Source organism: Gemmatimonas sp. (assembly GCF_021298855.1).
In the GTDB taxonomy this organism is placed as follows: domain Bacteria; phylum Gemmatimonadota; class Gemmatimonadetes; order Gemmatimonadales; family Gemmatimonadaceae; genus Gemmatimonas.
The window spans coordinates 1-17,513 of the sequence record NZ_JAJTHI010000023.1 but is presented as its reverse complement, the minus strand read 5'-3'; the positions used below and the strand labels follow the sequence as shown (position 1 = coordinate 17,513).

The window sequence follows — 17,513 nt, the reverse complement described above, 5'->3', positions numbered from 1 at the left end:
AGGGCGCGGCTGGCCGTTGTGGCCGCCCAAGGGGCCGATCGGGGCGACGCCCGGCGCCGAGCGCCGGAGGAGTGACGATGACGTATCCGTGTGCCATGCAGGAACGCGCCGCCCAGCCGGCGCTGGTCGTACGGCGGCGGGCGCCGCTGGCGCAGCTCTCAGCGGTGCTGGGGCCGGCGTGGGGGGCGATCATGGCCCAGGCGGCGGCGCAGGGGGCGAGCCCGGCCGGGCCGCCGTTTGTGGCGTACCACAACATGGACTGGCAGGATCTGGACCTCGAGATCGGCATGCCCTTCGCCACGGCGCTGCGCGGCGCCGGCGACGTGCAGGCCACGACGCTGCCGGCCGGTCCGGCCGCGGTATGCGCCTACACGGGGCCCTACGACCACATCGGGGCCGCGCACGACGCCTTGCAGCAGTGGCTGGTGGCCCAGAGCCGGCAGCCGGTGGGCCCGGCATACGAGTTCTACCTGAACGATCCCGTCACCACGGCCCCGGCGGCGTTGCGCACCAACGTGCTGCGGATGGTGCGATAGGGCGGGGCACTGGCCGGCCCACCGGAGCGCACGCCGACCGCCTACCCGAGCGCGGGCCGTGGGGCCAGCGCGGCGTCCGGCAACTCCTCGACGATATGCAGCAGGTCCGCCTCCGTCACGATGCCCACGAGGTGCTGGTCCTCGAGCACCGGGAGGCACCCGATTCTCAGGGACCGCATGAGGTGAGCCGCGCGCTGCACCCGTTCGTCCGGCCTGATCGTGGCCGTGGGCGCCTGCATGATCTGGCGCACTTCGATGGTGGCGTTGTGCTGCATGCGCTCGACCTCGCTGATCCGGACCTGCAGGGTTGAAACGGCGGCGCGCATGAGATCCCGATGGCTGACAACGCCGACCAGCCGCCCATGGTCATCCACCACCGGGACATGCCGCACATGTGCCCACTTCATGATCTCTTCGACAGCGCGCAGGTGCTTGCCCGCTTGGATGGTGAACACCTTGGTGGTCATGATGTCTCTGACGCGCACGGAGAGCTCCCTGCCTGGCGGGAATTGGTCGAACCGGGGGCGAACCGCCCTAACCTATCACAAGGCCCGTGGTCCTCACACGCGGCGCCGGCATGGTCGGCGGCAGCCTGGGGTATGGACGGACCGCACGAGGCGTTCAGCCCGCCCTGCAGCCCGGTTACGGGGAGCCGGGCACACGCGTCGAGTGTGTAGCGATCGCGCCGGAAACGCCTCGATGGCCGGGGCGTCCCGCTCACGCGGACGGCGCGCCGCACGTGTCGCACGATGCAACACACGACGCCCCCCACGACATGAATGCCGTCGTTTCGCTGGAAGAACTGGAAAGGAGCTGGCAACGCATCGACGCGTTGATCGCGGTGCGCAATTGGCTCAATGGCGCGATCCTTCTGCTCCTCGTGCTGCTACGGCACTGGGGCTACCGGGACCTCGCGTGGGCCCTCTGGACCAACCTCGTCTGGACCAGCGGCGCCATCCTGGCCGCGAGTATCGTCATGCAGCTCGCAGGCATCGATCGTTCCGGTCACCGGATCGGCTCCTGGCTCCAGCTGGTGATGGGCACGGTGGGTGTCGTGATCGGCAGCAGCATTCTGGGGTTGCTGCTCAGCGTGTTTGCGGCGCACGACCCGGCACGATTGCTTGGCCCCAACGGCTTCATCAATGCGGACACGCTGGAGGTGCTCCGGCACACGACGGTCCGCTATGCCCCCATCCTCTTGCTGGCCGTGGTCGACCTCGTGTTCGCGGTGCGGATGAGCAGACAGGCGCGGGTATCCCCCGCATCGTACCTGGGCGATCATGTGGTCAAGATGATTGGCGCTCTGGTCGTCGGTGGTCTCGTCGGCATCGCGCTGGCCCGGCTCTTCTCCACGCGGATGGCGGAAATCGGGCTCGGCGTGTTCTTGCTGATCTGGTTCATTTTCCCGTGGCGCATCTTCGCCAGGGATACCATTCAGGACCAACGCGCCGAAGGACGGCCGGCGCTCTATGCGGGACGGCGGCTGCCGCTCATGTTCACGGAGCGTGCTGGCCCCGCGGTGGTGGCCATTACCCTCGTGCTTGCGCTGATGTTCGGCGCCTGCGGGTTGGGCCTGCTCAACTTTGGCCTGCGTCAGTTCGGTACGCACGGGGTGGCCCTCCAACCGGCGATCCTCGTGCTCATGAGCCTGCCCGTCTGTGGCGTTTTCGTGTTCCTGGCGCTGGTGTCCTTCACCCTGGCCGCTTCGGTCAAGCGGGTGACCGTCACCGCCGAGGGGGTGGCGGTCAGTGAGCGAGGCTGGGTGATGGCAGACGACAGGTCGTGGCGAGGACGGCTGGCGGCGACGTTCCGCTCGAGCCACTGGCGGGCGGCGCCAGGCGACTACACCCGGATCGAGCAGCAGCTGCAGCCCCACAGGAGCTCCGATGGACCGGACTACGACGAGCATCGGCTGGTGCTGAAACACCGTGGCGATGCGCTCAGGGACGTCGTGCTCTATCGTGCGTTCCATGCCCGGCACATCGACACGGTGAAGACCTACTATGCAGACCTGCTGCGAGTGGCGGCGTGCTAGTGTTCCACCCTGCACTCCTGCGCCTCCACGCGCCCGAATGAGGCTCTGCCCATGAAGACGCTGCTGGTACTCGTCACCTCCACGCTCGGCAGCGCCGTGGGGTGGTGGCTCGGGACGCCCGGAGGGCTGTTCGGGAGCTTCGTGCTCAGCGTCGTTGGCCTGGGTGTCGGCATCTGGTACGGGGCCCGACTCGCGGAACGGTTCGCCCCCTAGTGTGCTGAGCCAGAAGTTCGTTGACAGAACCGCTTGACGCTGTCGAGGATCTCGTCGGACGTCTTCGTCCAGACGAACGGCTTCGGATCCTTGTTGGTGTGCGCGATGTAGGCCATGATCGCGTCCTCCAGCGCGTCGGTGCTGCGATGCGCGCCGCGCTTGAGCTGCTTCCGCGTCAGCTCCCCGAACCAGCGTTCCACCATGTTGATCCATGACGCGCTGGTTGGGGTGAAATGCACGTGGAAGCGAGGACGCTTGGCCAGCCACCGCCGAATGGTCGCGGTCTTGTGGGTGCCGTAGTTGTCGAGGATCAGATGCACGTCGAGATCTGCAGGGACACGGCGGTCGATCTGATCGAGGAACTTACGGAACTCTTGGGACCGATGGCGCGCTTCACAGCGCCCGATGATCTCGCCGGTCTTCGCATCCAAGGCCGCGAAGAGGGACACCGTGCCATGGCGCACGTAATCGTGTGTGCGCCGCTCGACCTGGCCCGGCTTTATCGGCAGCAGCGGCTGCGTCCGGTCCAGCGCTTGGATCTGCGACTTCTCATCGACGCACAACACGAGCGCGCGGTCGGGTGGGTCGAGGTACAAGCCGACAATGTCGCGCACCTTCTCGATGAACTGCGGATCGGTCGACAGCTTGAAGGTCTCGACCCGATGCGGCTGTAGTCCGAAGGCCCGCCACATGCGACTGACCGTGCTCTGGCTCAAGCCGAGCTTCCGCGCCAGCGAGCGCGTGCTCCAGTGCGTCGCATCCTTCGGCCGCGATTCGAGCGTGGTGCGAATCGCCGTCTCGACCTCGGCATCCGAAATCCTTCGCGGCGCGCCAACGCGCGGCTCATCCAACAGCCCGGCGATCCGCTGACGGAGAAAGCGCCGGCGCCACTTGCCCACGGTGGGAATCACGACGCCCAGCCTCTCGGCAATCGCCGTGTTGGTCGCGCCGGTGCTGGCCGCCAAGACGATGCGGGCCCGCAACGCCATCGCTTGCGCGGTGCGCCGCCGGCGCGTCCACTCGTGCAACGTCGCACGCTCGTCGTCACTCAGGATCACCGGGGGCAGCTTCGCAGAAGGCATCGCATCTCCAAGGTACTGGAGATACGCACCGCCGGCAGTATTCGTTGCTGCGAACTTCTGACTCACCCTAGGTGTAAATGACAAGGCTGACTGATCGGCGCTGGGAGAGGATCGGGCGCACGGGCGTCTTGCCTCGTGGCGCGAAGCCGCGGCCCCGCGGATCGCTCGTACTGAGGCTTGTTTCATCGCCCCAGTAGATCTCCTCACCCTCGGCGGCCGCCTGCCGCTTGATCCGCGGACACTCGGTCTTGAGCCACGCGGCGATGGCCTCAGGCCGCTGCTCGTAGGCGCGCGTGATCGGCTCCTGCGCCGTGAAGCCCCACCGCGCGAGGTAATGCCCCATGGTCCGCACCGGCAACGTGAATCCGTACTTCCGCTCGATCCATTGCCCGACGGCGGCGCGGGTCCACAAGGCGAAGGGCAGCTTCAACTGATCGGGCGTCGTATCTGTACTGGCCCGCTGTACCGCCTGCTCTTGCTTGGCCGTCAGGCGAGGATGCGCCCCCACGGCGGGCCCGCGCTTCTGCGCGGCGAGGGCGTCGGCGCCGCCGTCCTGATAGCGATCCCGCCACTTCGAGACGGTCATGTAGTGCACCCCCAGCGCCCGACCGATTTCGCTGAAGCTGCTGCCGGCTTCGCGCATCGTCATCGCGATCCGCCGCTTCTCGGCTTGCACCCCCGGCTTCAGGGTCCGCGCATCAGGGTGCGTCATGATCGAAGACAGCATCACGACGCCGACCTGTCAACTAAACTGTAGCCATGTATACAAGTCGAACTTAGCCGTCGACTCTGTTGAGGTCGCTGTGGCGCGCTCGATTCCATGATCGCTGAAGTTGAGGACTCTGCGGCTTGACAAGCCAAACGCTCGCTCAACAGCTTCTCGATGCAACTGCCCAATTGTGTTCGTCGAGTGCTTTCAATCAAGGAGGGGAGACGGATGAGTCGTTTCAGACTTGTGCTGCTCACCGGTGGAATGTTGTCGTTTGGGCGAGCCGCACTTGCCCAATGCGCAGTCTGCACGCTTTCGGTGGCCGAGATCCCGAACTGCGCCTGGGGGCCATATCGCAGCGGTGCCGAAGGTTGTGACTCCGACGGAATCAACTACTGCTACGTGTGGGGGGCGTGCGGCGGCGGTTTTGCACGGCTCGCCGCGCCAATCATCATGCAGCACTGGCGGTTCGTGGCGGCCGGATCGCCGACAAGGGAAGAGTCGGGGGTGATTTCCAACTCCACGTTTGATCAGCGGGTGAGCCCGACTAGCTGCGGCGAAAGGGTGAGAGGAGTGAGCTCAGCGCTGTCCGCCGGAGAATGAGCCACTTGGCGTTTTCTCCGTTTCTCCGATTGTACATCGGTGTCACAGGGGCTGCTGCGCTCTCTCTGTCAGCTCAAACTGCCCCTGCGCCACTCACAGTTTCTGCGCCTCGGGTGATCGTGCGCGGCGCGACTACGGACATGGACCTTCGCTGGCAACCACTTGCCGCAATCAGCGCGAGCAGTCGAGTGGCACTCTCTGATGGGATGTCGTACGTTGGCGTCATTGGAGCAGACGGACGAGTCCAACGCGTTGGGAGAAACGGTGCCGGGCCCGGCGAAATTCAGCTGGCGAGCGCGATTGGATGGATCGGCGACACCCTGTGGGTGATCGACGGGCGCCTTCGTCGCACGACGTACTTCGTAGCTGGCGCTGCACGGCGCACCATACCGTTCGTGGGAGGCCGTCGCGGCGCGCAACTCCTCGACATGCCCGTCGCCGTCACCCCTCGTGGCGCATTGCTGCCCAGCATGGAGGACGGTCAGGCGAGCGCCATGTACCGAGCGCGGCGTTGGTCGCTCTTCGTGGCATCGCCAGACGGAGCACAGGTGCGCGACTCGTTGTTCGACCTCGTGGATCCTTCTGGACCACTGACGATCAGTCGCGGCGGAGGAACGATGGTCATGCGCCAGCCTCTCTCGTATCGCACGCTCGTCGGCTGGTCTGGCGATGGCTCGTGGATTGCCCGAGCCGATCGCGGGAGCACGTCCGAGACGCCAGTCGGCGCCTCAGCGCCGCGACTCTCGCTCCGGGACGCGCGCGGGCGAGTACGGTACGACGTGCCGCTTCCCTTCACTCCCCGAGCACTTCCTGCTCCGGACGTCGCGCAGCTCGTGGACTCCGCGGTTGCCACGCTCAACAAGAATCCACGCATCCCTCCGACGACGCGTGAAGACTATCGACGCGCGCTGTTCGTGCCTGCGCGGGTTCCTGCCGTCTCGCAGCTGTTGGTTCGAGGCGACGGAAGTGTGTTACTGAAGCCGTGGCCCGGAGCGAACGGGCAAGTGGACTACCTGCTGTTCGACATCAACGGGACCGTACGGCACTCGATACGACTTCCTCAAGGTGTACGTATGCTCGCCGCCGACAGCACACAGATTATCGCGACCGTCGAGAACAGCGATGGGGACGTGGACATCGTGGCATTCGACCTGCTTCAGCGCCAGCGATAGCTCTCACCACGTGAGCCCACGCAGATACTCCAGGTTCTCCTTCGCACTCACCAACTCGTCACCACTTCCCTCCTGCTCCACGAAACACGGCTTCTTGTCGAGCTCCGGCACCGCGGAGAGGAACGTCTTGAGGTCGAACACGCCCCTCGCGAGTTCGGTGTCCTTCGTGCGATCGGCGATGACGTTCTTGAGGTGAAAGCTCCAGCAGCGTGCGCGATGCCGCTGCAGAAAATCGAGCGGGTCACCGCCGCCCATGAGCATGTTTCCCACGTCGAGCTGAAAGCGCACGAGTTTGGGGTCAGTTTCGGCGAGGAACACCTCGATGGGCTTCTGCCCCATCACGGGCTTTTCGTGATTCGGCTCGTTGTGCAGCGCAATCCATAAGCCATACCGACGCGCCACTTCACCCGCGTTGTTGAAGCGCGTGGCCCACAGCTTCACCGCCTCGATGCTTCTGTTCGCTTCGCTCGGCAGCCCCGGCGCAATGAGATAGGTCATGCCGAGCTCCTTCACTTCGGCGCACCGCTGCTCCCACTCGGTGAGAATGGTGTCCGGCGCCATGTGCGCCGACGGCGCTTTGAGCCCCGTGGCCTCGAGGCTCGCCTTCACTTCCTTGATGCTCTGCCCGAAGTTCTTGAAGCTCCAGAGTAGCTCCACATCGGTGTAGCCGATCTTCGCCAGCGCTTCGAGCGTCTTCTCGGGATTGGCTTTCATCGCGCCGCGCACCGCATAGAGCTCGATGCCGATGCGATTGAGCTTGCCGACCGGTGTGCCGAGCGCGGAGAGCGGGACGTGGCGGCGGGCCAGGGCGGCGGCCGCGGAGGCGAGGAAGGAGCGACGGTGCATGATGGGTAGCATACGGCCTACCTGTAAATGACAAGGAGGTTCTTCACAGGGGATAATGGCTGCAAGCTGAGGTTGTCGAGTCCATCACTCTCAACCATCAGAGCCCCCATGAACATCCACAAGTTGCCCCGTCTCACCCCGTTTCGGCGAGAGGCACTGGTCCAGCGGGTCCGCGCGGGCGTGCCCGTCGCGGTGGTCGCGCGCGAGGCCGGCGTGTCTCGCCAAACAGTCTACAAGTGGTGTCGCCGGGCGAGCGAGGCCGCGCCGGATGCGCTGCAAGACCGCGCGCCGACGCCGCATCACTCGCCGAACCGGTTGCCACGGTATCGGCGTCGGCAGACAGAGAAGCGGCGCCGGCAGCGCTGGAGCAGTCGGCGAATCGCGCAGTAGGACGCTCTGCCGATCTCCACGGTGGTGACGGAGATTCGCCGGCTCGGCTTGAACCGCCTCGCGGCGCTGGAGCCGCCACGCCCGGTCGTGCGCTACGAACGCGAGCGCCCGGGCGAGCTGGTGCACCTCGATATCAAGAAGCTCGGGAAGATCGGGCGGGTGGGACATCGCATTCACGGCAATCGCCGCACGCGCGTGACCGGCATCGGCTGGGAGTACACGCATGTGGCCCTCGACGATCACTCGCGGCTCGCCTACGCCGAAGTGCTCGCCGATGAAACGGCCGAGACCACGGCGGGCTTTCTCCAGCGCGCCGTGGCCTGGTTCGCCGCGCAGGGCATCACGGTCGAGCGGCTCCTGACTGACAATGGACCCGCCTATCGCTCACACCACTTCGCCCACGTGGCCCTCGCCCTCGGGATCAGCCAACGCTTCACCCAAGCCTATCGGCCCCAAACCAACGGCAAGGCGGAGCGCTTCATTCGCACGCTGCTCACCGAATGGGCCTGTGCCACGGCCTACGGCCGCTCCGCCCGACGCACCGCCGCCTTACCGATCTACCTGACCCACAAAACTTTCATCGTCGTCACAGCGCCCTCAACGACGCACCACCAGCTTCACGCCTGCCCATCGCGGTGTGAACAACGTCTTTGTCATCTACACCTGGGGCGCCGCTCGTTCCCGCACGCCGGTGAGGCGGCGTCGGCGCGGTGCTCCGGTCGCCGCGTCACCGCACCGGCAGATGCCGTTGGCCATCGATCGCCAGTCGGCGACGTGGAAACCGGATACGGGCTACTTCTCACGCATCACCAGCGAGTCGCCCCGCGCCTGGAGATCGAGCGCCAGCGCCAACTGGGGTGCCGCCGCCCGCAGGGCCCCGACGCGCAACGTGATCGTCACCCGTCGCGACGCGAGCGCCGGGTCGACGATCAGCGGTTGCCCCCAGCGCGCGAGTTCTCGCGCCACCTGCGACAACGGCTGATCGCGAAAGACCAGTATGCCATCGCGCCAGGCGCCTGCGCTCGCGATATCCGTCGCCCGTTCGCGCGTCACGACGCCCGCCCGAATCGAGGCCAGATCGCCGGCCGACAGCTCCACCACCGCATGGTGCGCCGCGCTGCGTACCGCCACGCGTCCATGTCGCACCCAAACCATCGCTGTCGCCTCCTCGGCATACGCCGCCACGTCGAAACCGGTCCCCAGCACGCGCACCGTGCCGAACGCCGTGCGTACCTCGAAGGGGCGCGTCGAATCGGCGGTCACCTCGAACGACGCACGCCCCACCAGCTCCACTTCCCGACGATCACGCTGCGCCGCGTAGGTCAGTGACGACGCCGCCGCCAGAGTGACCACCGTGCCATCAGCGAGCGTGGCCCGCCGCACGGTTCCAATCGGCGCCTCGATCCACGTCCGTGTGACCGCCTCGGGCATCATGCGTTGGTTGCGCCACCCACGCGACACCACCCCCAACAGCGCCACGGCCACCACCGCCGCCGCCGCTCCCAGTCGCCACCGGAATGGCGCGATCACCGGAGCACTGGCGTCGCGACGCGCCGCGACCACCGGAGCACTGGCCGCGCGCCGCGCCGCGACCTGCTGCCACGCACGCTCCACGTCCCACGTCACCTCGGGACGGTCCGCATCCACCGTTGCCCGCAGCGACGCAAGCCACGCGGCGCGGTCGGCGTCATTGCGCACCCACGCGGCGAGCCGCGCGTGATCGTCGGGCGAGGCCTCGAGCGCCAGCACCCGATCGAGCGCACCGACCAGGTCGGGCGACATGTCCCCTCTCATCGGTCGTCCTCCGCCGGTACCACGCGACGCAGTGCGGCCAGCCCGCGCGTGATGAGGCGCTCCACGCCCTTGGGCGAAATACCGAGCACGGTCGCGATCTCCGCATACGAGCGCCGTTCGAACCACCGGAGCTGCATCGCCGCCCGGCAGCGTGGTGGCAACGCCGTCATGGCACGCTGCACGTGGGCGAGCATCTGCGTGCGATCACCGTGCGCCGAATCGTCACCGGCCGGTTCATGGGCGATGTGCGAGATCACCTGTTGCTCGGTCAGATCGCGGCGCACCCGATCGATCACCCGATGCCGGACCGCCGTGCGCAGGTAGGCCCCCACATCATCCACGGCCGCGAGCGCACCACGCCGCTCCCACAGCCGCAAGAAGACATCCTGCACCACTTCCTCCGACTCGGCATCGTTGCGCAACATGCGGTGCGCTACCATGCAGAGCGCCGCATAGTGTGTCCGGAAGAGCGTGGCGTACGCCTCCTCGTCGCCCGCGCGCATGCGCCGCCAGAGCGGTGGCTCGGTCGGCAGCGGCACTACCGCCTCACCGTGTTCGCGCGCAAACCACCAGCGCGTCGCCACTATCGTTCCCACGAGAGCCCCGCCGTGGGAATGCGCGGCACGAAGGCGATCGGCTCGCGGCGCCATTGCAGGGGGTCCACCGCCTGAATGGCCGCCGCGATCCCGAGCGGGTTCTGTCGCCCGAGCAGGTTGAAGACATCGGCGAAGACCGTCCACTGCCCGCTCCGCGTCTGGTAGCGTCGGAAGAGTCGCAGATCGACTCGCACATAGGTCGGCAGCCGCTCGCTGTTGTAGGCCCCATACGTTGGCGTGGCCAGGAGGCGCGGGCGCCCGTTGACGACGAAGGTATCGGCGCGCACACCGACTGGTGTCAACGGCCACCCCTGACGCATCACGATGCCCAGGCTGCCACGCCACCGACGATCGGTGGTTCGCACCGACAGGTCCATCGACGCCGCATGCCGCTGATCGACGTCGCGCGGTACGAGACGCCCCCCGATCCGGTCGGCGATCTGACTGAGCGCGTACCAGCCGCTCCATTCGAAGCGACCGCCACCGGCGCTCGCCACCGAGAGCTCGACACCGCGCGCCAGGCCGTCCGTCGGATCGACGCGCAGGGTGGTGAAGCGCAGGTCGCGCGTGATGTCGATGTCGGGCAGCAGCTGTGCGTAGCGCGGCGCAACGGACGTCAGGATGCGCTGATAGACATCGACCCGTGCGGCAAGCCTGCCCGGCAACTCACGATCGACGCCGATCGCCAGATGACGGGCTCGCTCCGGCACGGCCCACTCGCGTACGCCTTCTTCCACCGGCAGACCGTCGAGCGCCTGCGGCTGCGCGTACGCTCCCGCCGCTGCCCGCACCGAGGTCGACGGGTCGACCTGCCACGCGAGATTGACGCGCGGCTGCCAGGCCACCGGACCGCGCCAGCTCCATCGGTCCACGCGCCCGCCGACTTCCGCCACCAGCCGGCCGACCTGCATGCGCGGCGCCAGCCACGCCCCGGTCCACAGCCCTGCCGTGTCGATCACCGCGCTGGCCGTGTCCGCCTTGCGCTCGAAACCGAACAACGTCGCACGCGTGGGGCGAATCCGGCCGTAGTCGTACGCCGCGCCCTGTCGCTGCACATCGGTCCCGAACCGCACCTGCACTCGGTGCGACGCCGCCCACGTCCAACTCGAGCGGAGCGACCCCACCTCGAGTTCGCGACGATCAGCGATGCGGCCAATGGAGACCTGCCCCGTTCCGCCATCCGCGTTGCGCCGACGCACATCCTGCGACAGGCCGACTACGGTCTGTCCCTGCAGCCGCTCTCCGCTGTGCTGCCAGCTGGTCCAGCCGTACCGACTGCCATAGCGCGAGCGAAACGGCGGCGCGTCGAACTGTACGTCCTGCGTCGTGAAGTCGGTCGAACCCAACAGCGACACCGTCACCACATCACGCGACGAGGCATGCCAGCGGCCGCGCACGAAGCCGTCCCCGTAGCCGACGGCGAAGGGCGCCTCGGCATTGGTGAGATCGAGGACGAGATCGAGATAGCCGCGCCGAAGACTCGCCATCCAGGACCAGCGGCCGTCGCGCGTCCGTGCGCCGGCGAGCCCTCGCAACCACGTGGCGCTGAGCCCCGCCGAGAACAGTCGCTCGCCGGGGGCGAGCGGACGCGAGGTGATCGACATGACGCCGGTGAGGCGCTCGCCATACTCGCTGGTGAAGCTGCCGGGGACGAGATCGACCCCGCCCGTGGCGTGCACATCGAGAATCGAGAGGCCGGAGCCGATGTCCTTGAGGTGGTACGGTTCGCGCAACTGCATCCCGTCGAGCATCACCAGTAGCTCATCGCTGCGCGCGCCGCGCACATTGAGTCCGGCCGAGAAGTCGCTGGCCGCAACACCGGGCAGCCGGTTCACCGCACGAAAGAGATCCTCGCCAATCTGCGGGCGCGAGGCCACCTCCTCGCGCGTGAGGCTCTGCGCCACGTGCACCCCCGACTCCAGCGCGCGGCTGGTCCCCGGCGTGACCACGACTTCCGTGAGCCGCGGCGCCGCGCGGGCGAGTCGGACCACTTCGGTGTCACCCGTATCGAGCGTGTCCACCACACTCACGAAACCGAGCGCCCGCACCGTGATCGGCAGTGGCCCATCCCCCACCGCACCGAGCACGGCCTGCCCCGTGCGATCGGTCCGCGCACTCCGCGAGAGCCGCGTCACCAGTACCTCCGCGCCCACCACGGGGAGCTGCGTTCGGGTATCGATCACGCGAACGCGGCGCACGCCCCCGCCTACCCGACGGATGATGATCGTGGACGACGCCGAGTCGACGAGCGCCGTGAGCGCGGTGCCGGCCAGCGCGCGGGCCATGGCGCGCCGGAGAGAAAGTCCACCACCCAGCGTCACCGTGTCAGCGAGGCCCGCGACCGCCGGATCGAAGGCAACCGTGGCGCCGAGCAGCACGGCGAGCCGCTCGACGTGCCTCGCGCGCGTGGTGCGAACGGTGGTGTCGATGCGCCTGGCATCGAGTCGCGACCAGCGCGACCGCTCGACCTCCACGTACGTCGGCGGCGCGGGTTGGGCCGCGAGCAGGGAGATCGCGGGGAGGGTGGCGAGGAGCAGGGCAATGCGGCGTGTGGCGGGCATGTGTCGGAAAGATGGTGACACGATACCGGACGGCGCGGTTGCGCCAATCCCCACATTGTCGGCACGAGCCCCGCCGGCGGGGCACACGGTATCCAGTCACACCGTCGTCTCGGCCGGCAACCCGGCCACCGGCTTGCGGAATCGGGAGGTCGAGTTCGTCGAGGTCGTGTGGGTGTTTTTCGAGTCGCGGGTGCCCCGAGGTCTGGAGGCCCCGTCGCCAGCGCGCGCATGCGGCGCGTGTTGGACGACCCGACGCTCATGCCGCGCAACGACACACCTTTCGGGACGGTGGACGGGGCAACGGTGGCGCCCACGGTCCATCCTGGCGAGACCGGCTGTTCATCGTGGACGGAACCAACCGCATCCGACCCTCGTCCGACCCTCGTCTGCCGCGGTCACGAGGGCTATCGTGCTCCCGCCCACGACCCCGGCGAGCTCCCCTGACGGTGGTCGACGTGCTCACCCCGCTCGACGCCGAACGCGACGAGCGAGGGATGCGCCATCGGGACGGGTTGGGGTCTCCACCGCCGGCCGGCGGACCCACACGACCTGCGCCCCCGACGTCGCAGCCCTGGGCTATCGCCCGATGGTGATGCGCACCCCGCCGCCCACGTATCGCTGCGCGCCGGTGGCCGCGAGGAGCTCCGCCCCCAGCCCTACCAGACCGCGCACGCGATACTCGGCGGACGCGGACACTGCCACGCCACCCGTGGTGAGGCTTCCGCCATCGCCGTTGGGCGCCTCGTCGCACCTCGCGCCGGTACAGAGCCCGCGGAAGGTCAGGAAGGAATCCGGGACCCGTTCGCGGGAGACGAGGGTTGGCCCAGCCGCGAGGGTAAGCGTGCGGCGGGCGCTGTGGGTGGCGATTCCGGCGGTCAGCATCCCCACGTACGCCCAGCGGTCGTCGAGCACGTCGAACGCCGACAGGAACCGACCGGCCACGACCGCACGACCGCGGAAGCCTTCCACCCCCGCGCCGAATGCGAGGTTGATTGCCTCCTGGGCAGGGTTCACGACCGGGCGACGCGTACTGCCTGCCGTGTACGAAAACGCCGGCAGATGCATGTACAGCACCCCCGCGCCACCGGTCACCCGCACGGTTGGCGTCGCCGCTGGTGGTGCCGCCAGTGGCGGTGCCACGGCGGCGCGGTCCTGCGCCCAAACGGTGTCGGGCCCGGCGGCGAACAGCAGCGCGACCGCGGTGGTACGGACTCGGCAGCGGGACACTGGGCAGAACGGGTGCATGACTCCTCCGAGGAGTGAGGAATGCAGCATGCACGTTCCCGGATCGGCCGGCATCAGGCAGTTCCCTGACGGGCGGCGGCGGGTGCAGCCCCCGCCATTGCGCCGCTGACGGTGCGGTGACCGGCCGATGTCACCGCCGTCACGGCGTCACGGCGATGCCACCGTGGCCGCTACGCTCACCAGCGCGCCGGCAATGAGCGTCACCGGTGCCGGGTTCTCGTTCGCGATCAGCACCACCGTGAAGCGCCGCGCCGTGTCGAATGCGGCCACCGACGAAAAGCCGCGGATCTCCCCCGTGTGCGACCACACGGGGCGGCCGACGAGCTGTCGACGCACGATGCCCAGCCCGTACCCTTCGGGTCCCACCGTGGTCATCATGGCCGAGAGCGACGCGGGGCCCACCAGCTGACCGGTCATCAGCCCCTGCCACCAGCGGGCCAACGCCTCTGGGGTGGCGAAATAGGCCCCGGCGGCCCACGCGGCACTGTAGGTCGACGCGCGCACGTCCATCACGTTGACGGTGCCCCCACTCCAGCCGCCCGGTAGCGGGCCTGTGGGCGCTTCGTATTGATCGAGGAACGGGGTGGTGACCCCGATGGGATTGAGGAGCGTCTCGCGCACCAGCTGGTGCAGCGGGCGCCCGCCGGCGGCCTCGGCCACCAGCCCCGCCAGCTGGTAATTGGTGTTGGAGTAGCTCCACCCCGTGCCCCGCGGGAACAGCGGCGGGCGCAGCAGTCCGAGCATCCGTTGCGGGGTCCAGCGCGCGTTCACATCGGCAAGGATGGAATCGCGGTAGCCGGGCGCGTTGGTGACATCGAAGACGCCGCTGCTGTGATTGAGCAGCTGGCGGACGGTGATGGCCGGATCCACATGCGGGATGCGCGGGAGCCAGCGGCCAACGGAATCGTCCAACGACAGACGCCCCTGTTCGGCGAGACGGACCAGCAGGGTGGCCGTGATGCTCTTGCTGATGCTGCCGATGCCGAGCCGCATGGTGGTGTCCAGGGGCACACCGGGTACGGAGAACCCGGCCACGCCACGCCAGATCCGTCCGTCGGCGAGGACCACGGCCGCCGAGGCCCCGCGCAGCGGGACGGCCCGCACGGCACTGTCGAGCGTGCGTTGCAACTGCGCCATCCAGATGGCGTCCCCAGTGCTGACCGGGGGCGCAGGCACCGACGGAGGCGCCGCAGTGGGCGCCGCTCCGGAACAGGCGATGGGCCCGAGGCCGGCGGCCAGCAGTCGCGCGCCGATCAATACGGGAAAGGAACGAGCAGACATGGGGCCGGTTTCCGAAGCAGGTAGGAAATGGCCACGCGCAGCGCATCCGCGCGCGGCCCTGCCAGGAGACAGACGTGCCAGGGGCGCGCGCGTTAACGAAGGCGGCCACTGCCCTCCACCCGCCGTGTACCCGTGGCGCGATGTGTCACGGTCCCGGCTCGTCGGAACCGACACCGGCCCCGTTCCGTATAGCCCCGGCACGCCGTGGCACGGTCGCCACGCACGCGACTGCTCGCGACCGCGCGCCACCGCTCCGCCGCGCGTCCCGGGTGTACGCGCTCCGCCGCGTCCTGCTCCAGGGCCCGCCGGTCTCCACCTTGATTTCCCCTGCACACGTGACCCCTGAACGACCGCTGGCGGGACGGCAGAGCGCAGCCACCGACAGCCTCCCGCGCTACCTGCTGGTCGTGGGCCTGGTCTTTCTGGCCGTCGTGATGACGATGAAGCCGGACGTGGGGTTCCGGGCGCCGGCCGCCGTGCTGCTGCTGTTCTGGACGTTGCAGATCGGTGTCGGGCTGCTTGTCCTCCAGGCCACGCTCCACCTGCTGACGCGCCTGATGGGCGCGAGTCGCGTGCCAAGCTGGGCGCTGGTGGTGTTGTCCGGTGTGCTCGGTTCGGTCCTGCTGGCCCCGGCGTACTGGGGCATTGGCGAGGGCCTGATGATTCGCTGGTGGGGCGTTGCCGTCCTCCCGGACGAGGAGGGCATCGCGCCGGACCATGTCAGCATTGGCCACGACATGCTGGCCGAATACGGCGACATCGTGGGCCCGGTCACGACCGCGTGGGTGCTCATCTGCCTGCCACGGCTGCACTGGATGGTGGCCCCCCTGCTGTATGGGAGCGCGCCGGGCGAGACGGCGACGACGGCGGTCGTTCATGGCCCCTCGCCGGTCGACATCGCGCCTGCCGCGCCCGCTGCGCTTGTCCAGCCTGCCGAGCCCGCTGTGCCCGCTGCGACTGTCCAGCCTGTCCAGCCTGTCCAGCCTGTCGCGCTCATCGCGGCAGACCCCCGGTGGCGCCCCGCGGAGCCCGCCCCCGCCGCCGGCGCCTCCACAGCCGGCGCCTCCACAGCCGGCGCCTCCACAGCCGGCGCCCCAGCGGCCGGGGTGAGCGCGAGCACCGCGGCTGCGGTGCCCACGCCCCGGGGGTGGCGGGAACGCCTGCCCCCGGAAATCGGCCGTGATGTGATCGCCGTGGCCTCCGAACTGCAGTACCTGCGGGTGTGGACACCGCGCGGGTGCGCGCTGATTGTCGGGGCGCTCGCCGACGTCGAGCTCGAGGACGCGTCGCACGGCCTGCGGGTGCATCGCTCGTGGTGGGTGGCCGCCAACCACGTGAGCAGTGTGCGACGCACCACCAGCGGGGCCGTGTGTGTCATGAGCAATGGCCGGAGGGTTCCGGTGAGCCGTCGCCGTCGCGCCGAGGTCCTCGCGCGCTTCGGCGACGGCGCCCGGTACATCGTGCCGGTGGCGTCAGAACCCGTACCGCACCCCGACCTGCACCGAAAGCGGGTTGTAGCGCGGTGACTGGACGCTGCCGCCGCTGTTCCCCGTCGCGTTGTCGGCGGACACGGCCCCGGCGCGGAGCCAGCGTGCGTCGGTGATCAGCCGCCAGGTGGGCGAGAGCGCGTACTCGACGCCGCCCATCAGCTGCGGGACCAGCAGGCCGCTCGCGGAGTAGGCCCGCGAGCCCCCGTTCGACGCCGGCTTGAGGTCGAGATCGACCTCCAGCACCACGCCAAGGCCGGCGCCCACGTACGGCGTCCAGGCACGGGTCGAGGGGAAGCGGCGGACGCCGTTGACCAGCAGGATGTTCGAGGCGTAATCGCCGTCCCGTGCCAGGGTCGTGGTGCCCTGACGCAGGGACGTGAGCGCATGGCTGCGGTAGTTCCACTCCACTTCTGCGGCCCAGCCATTGCCGAAGCGGTAGCCGACATCGCCTCCGCCGCCGAGGCCGCGGCCGAACTTCGCCTGCACCCCGGCGCCCGCCCCCCGGGCGCCGGACTCGGTGAAGGTGGAGGCGCCGATCCGGCTGACCTGTCCATAGGCCGTAACGTACACGCCCTTCGGCTCCGCCTGCGCGAGGGCGGCGGCGGGCAGGCAACTCGTGAGCAACAGAACAGCTGATCGGGTAACGCGAAACACGGACATGAGCGAAAACGAGAAAAGGTTCAGGATGCCGCCACCGCGGCGTGTCGGCGGCGGAAGAATCCAGTGCCCGGGTTGCCCTCACAATTGCCGCGGTCACGGACGGTCGATTGGCTGAACGAATGGCCGGGGGCGACGGCGCGGTCGACCGCACGCGATGTACGAGCGGTTGCACACGGTGCACGAGCGGTCGCAGGCACGCCTGAGCGGGGGGGGCGGCCTGTGGTTGTGGTCGCCCGTTCCCGCCGTCACCCCCTTCGCCGACCCCGGGCGAAACCGGCCCGCCATCCCAGTCGTACCAAC

General features: G+C 68.6%; 15 protein-coding genes and 1 pseudogene. 6 read left to right on the top strand and 10 right to left on the bottom strand.

Features of this window, described 5'->3' with window-relative positions; translation table 11 throughout:
* The first annotated feature begins 77 nt into the window (after window positions 1–77).
* Complete coding sequence (locus LW840_RS09120) at window positions 78–536, top strand: GyrI-like domain-containing protein (protein ID WP_291260667.1); 459 nt, start codon at window positions 78–80, stop codon at window positions 534–536.
* Window positions 537–577: 41 nt separating this feature from the next.
* Here LW840_RS09120 and LW840_RS09115 read toward each other — a convergent pair whose 3' ends face one another.
* Entirely contained in the window at window positions 578–1,003 is a 426-nt protein-coding gene (locus LW840_RS09115) for a CBS domain-containing protein (RefSeq protein ID WP_291269382.1), read from the bottom strand.
* 308 nt (window positions 1,004–1,311) lie between these two features.
* Here LW840_RS09115 and LW840_RS09110 point away from each other — a divergent pair, with 308 nt between their 5' ends.
* Both LW840_RS09110 and LW840_RS09105 read left to right on the top strand, forming a co-directional pair.
* On the top strand, window positions 1,312–2,571 hold the full coding sequence (locus tag LW840_RS09110; protein WP_291269383.1) for a hypothetical protein: 1,260 nt from the start codon (window positions 1,312–1,314) through the stop codon (window positions 2,569–2,571).
* A 51-nt stretch (window positions 2,572–2,622) separates the two neighbouring features.
* Window positions 2,623–2,784, top strand: a complete 162-nt coding sequence (locus tag LW840_RS09105; protein WP_291260670.1) for a hypothetical protein — start codon at window positions 2,623–2,625, stop codon at window positions 2,782–2,784.
* On the opposite strand, the gene LW840_RS09100 is transcribed toward LW840_RS09105, so the two are convergent.
* Window positions 2,781–3,866: an IS630 family transposase gene (locus LW840_RS09100; protein WP_291276849.1), complete on the bottom strand. Its 1,086-nt coding sequence runs from the start codon at window positions 3,864–3,866 to the stop codon at window positions 2,781–2,783. The genes LW840_RS09105 and LW840_RS09100 overlap by 4 nt on opposite strands.
* A gap of 67 nt (window positions 3,867–3,933) precedes the next feature.
* Entirely contained in the window at window positions 3,934–4,593 is a 660-nt protein-coding gene (locus LW840_RS09095; RefSeq protein WP_291276865.1) for an IS630 family transposase, read from the bottom strand.
* A 1,013-nt stretch (window positions 4,594–5,606) separates the two neighbouring features.
* On the opposite strand from LW840_RS09095, the gene LW840_RS09090 reads away from it, so the two are divergent.
* Window positions 5,607–6,350, top strand: coding sequence for a hypothetical protein (locus LW840_RS09090; protein WP_291269385.1), 744 nt, complete (start codon window positions 5,607–5,609; stop codon window positions 6,348–6,350).
* Between the two features lie 3 nt (window positions 6,351–6,353).
* Here the strand turns inward: LW840_RS09090 and LW840_RS09085 are convergent, their stop codons facing one another.
* Window positions 6,354–7,196, bottom strand: a complete 843-nt coding sequence (locus LW840_RS09085; RefSeq protein WP_291269386.1) for a sugar phosphate isomerase/epimerase — start codon at window positions 7,194–7,196, stop codon at window positions 6,354–6,356.
* A 108-nt stretch (window positions 7,197–7,304) separates the two neighbouring features.
* Here LW840_RS09085 and LW840_RS09080 point away from each other — a divergent pair.
* A pseudogene (locus tag LW840_RS09080) lies at window positions 7,305–8,227 on the top strand (IS481 family transposase).
* A gap of 151 nt (window positions 8,228–8,378) precedes the next feature.
* On the opposite strand, the gene LW840_RS09075 reads toward LW840_RS09080, so the two are convergent.
* The 5 genes from LW840_RS09075 to LW840_RS09055 form a co-directional block, all read right to left on the bottom strand.
* A complete protein-coding gene (locus tag LW840_RS09075; RefSeq protein WP_291267340.1) occupies window positions 8,379–9,368 on the bottom strand; it encodes a FecR domain-containing protein in 990 nt (329 codons plus the stop codon).
* An 8-nt stretch (window positions 9,369–9,376) separates the two neighbouring features.
* A complete protein-coding gene (locus tag LW840_RS09070) occupies window positions 9,377–9,964 on the bottom strand; it encodes a sigma-70 family RNA polymerase sigma factor (protein ID WP_291276848.1) in 588 nt (195 codons plus the stop codon).
* Window positions 9,964–12,537 carry a TonB-dependent receptor gene (locus tag LW840_RS09065; RefSeq protein WP_291276847.1) on the bottom strand — a complete coding sequence of 858 codons (2,574 nt, stop codon included), beginning with the start codon at window positions 12,535–12,537 and terminating at the stop codon, window positions 9,964–9,966. Before LW840_RS09065 ends, LW840_RS09070 begins: the two co-directional genes overlap by 1 nt.
* Window positions 12,538–13,113: 576 nt before the next feature.
* Window positions 13,114–13,764 (bottom strand): hypothetical protein, encoded by a 651-nt coding sequence (locus LW840_RS09060; RefSeq protein WP_291276846.1) that lies wholly within the window; start codon window positions 13,762–13,764, stop codon window positions 13,114–13,116.
* Between the two features lie 165 nt (window positions 13,765–13,929).
* Window positions 13,930–15,063, bottom strand: coding sequence for a serine hydrolase domain-containing protein (locus LW840_RS09055; RefSeq protein ID WP_291276845.1), 1,134 nt, complete (start codon window positions 15,061–15,063; stop codon window positions 13,930–13,932).
* A gap of 335 nt (window positions 15,064–15,398) precedes the next feature.
* Between LW840_RS09055 and LW840_RS09050 the strand changes: the two genes are divergently transcribed.
* Window positions 15,399–16,589 (top strand): LytTR family DNA-binding domain-containing protein, encoded by a 1,191-nt coding sequence (locus LW840_RS09050; RefSeq protein ID WP_291276844.1) that lies wholly within the window; start codon window positions 15,399–15,401, stop codon window positions 16,587–16,589.
* Here the strand turns inward: LW840_RS09050 and LW840_RS09045 are convergent.
* Complete coding sequence (locus LW840_RS09045; protein WP_291276843.1) at window positions 16,536–17,213, bottom strand: outer membrane beta-barrel protein; 678 nt, start codon at window positions 17,211–17,213, stop codon at window positions 16,536–16,538. The two genes, LW840_RS09050 and LW840_RS09045, sit on opposite strands and share 54 nt — an antisense overlap.
* Between the last annotated feature and the right edge of the window lie 300 nt (window positions 17,214–17,513).

What these genes read in the sequence shown, in the direction of transcription:
- LW840_RS09065 (WP_291276847.1), bottom strand. Translation starts at nt 12,537, where the DNA reads ATGCCCGCCACACGCCGCATTGCCCTGCTCCTCGCCACCCTCCCCGCG.
- LW840_RS09090 (WP_291269385.1), top strand. Translation starts at nt 5,607, where the DNA reads ATGCCCGTCGCCGTCACCCCTCGTGGCGCATTGCTGCCCAGCATGGAG.
- LW840_RS09045 (WP_291276843.1), bottom strand. Translation starts at nt 17,213, where the DNA reads ATGTCCGTGTTTCGCGTTACCCGATCAGCTGTTCTGTTGCTCACGAGT.
- LW840_RS09100 (WP_291276849.1), bottom strand. Translation starts at nt 3,866, where the DNA reads ATGCCTTCTGCGAAGCTGCCCCCGGTGATCCTGAGTGACGACGAGCGT.
- LW840_RS09095 (WP_291276865.1), bottom strand. Translation starts at nt 4,593, where the DNA reads ATGCTGTCTTCGATCATGACGCACCCTGATGCGCGGACCCTGAAGCCG.
- LW840_RS09120 (WP_291260667.1), top strand. Translation starts at nt 78, where the DNA reads ATGACGTATCCGTGTGCCATGCAGGAACGCGCCGCCCAGCCGGCGCTG.
- LW840_RS09055 (WP_291276845.1), bottom strand. Translation starts at nt 15,063, where the DNA reads ATGTCTGCTCGTTCCTTTCCCGTATTGATCGGCGCGCGACTGCTGGCC.
- LW840_RS09075 (WP_291267340.1), bottom strand. Translation starts at nt 9,368, where the DNA reads ATGTCGCCCGACCTGGTCGGTGCGCTCGATCGGGTGCTGGCGCTCGAG.
- LW840_RS09110 (WP_291269383.1), top strand. Translation starts at nt 1,312, where the DNA reads ATGAATGCCGTCGTTTCGCTGGAAGAACTGGAAAGGAGCTGGCAACGC.
- LW840_RS09105 (WP_291260670.1), top strand. Translation starts at nt 2,623, where the DNA reads ATGAAGACGCTGCTGGTACTCGTCACCTCCACGCTCGGCAGCGCCGTG.
- LW840_RS09085 (WP_291269386.1), bottom strand. Translation starts at nt 7,196, where the DNA reads ATGCACCGTCGCTCCTTCCTCGCCTCCGCGGCCGCCGCCCTGGCCCGC.
- LW840_RS09115 (WP_291269382.1), bottom strand. Translation starts at nt 1,003, where the DNA reads ATGACCACCAAGGTGTTCACCATCCAAGCGGGCAAGCACCTGCGCGCT.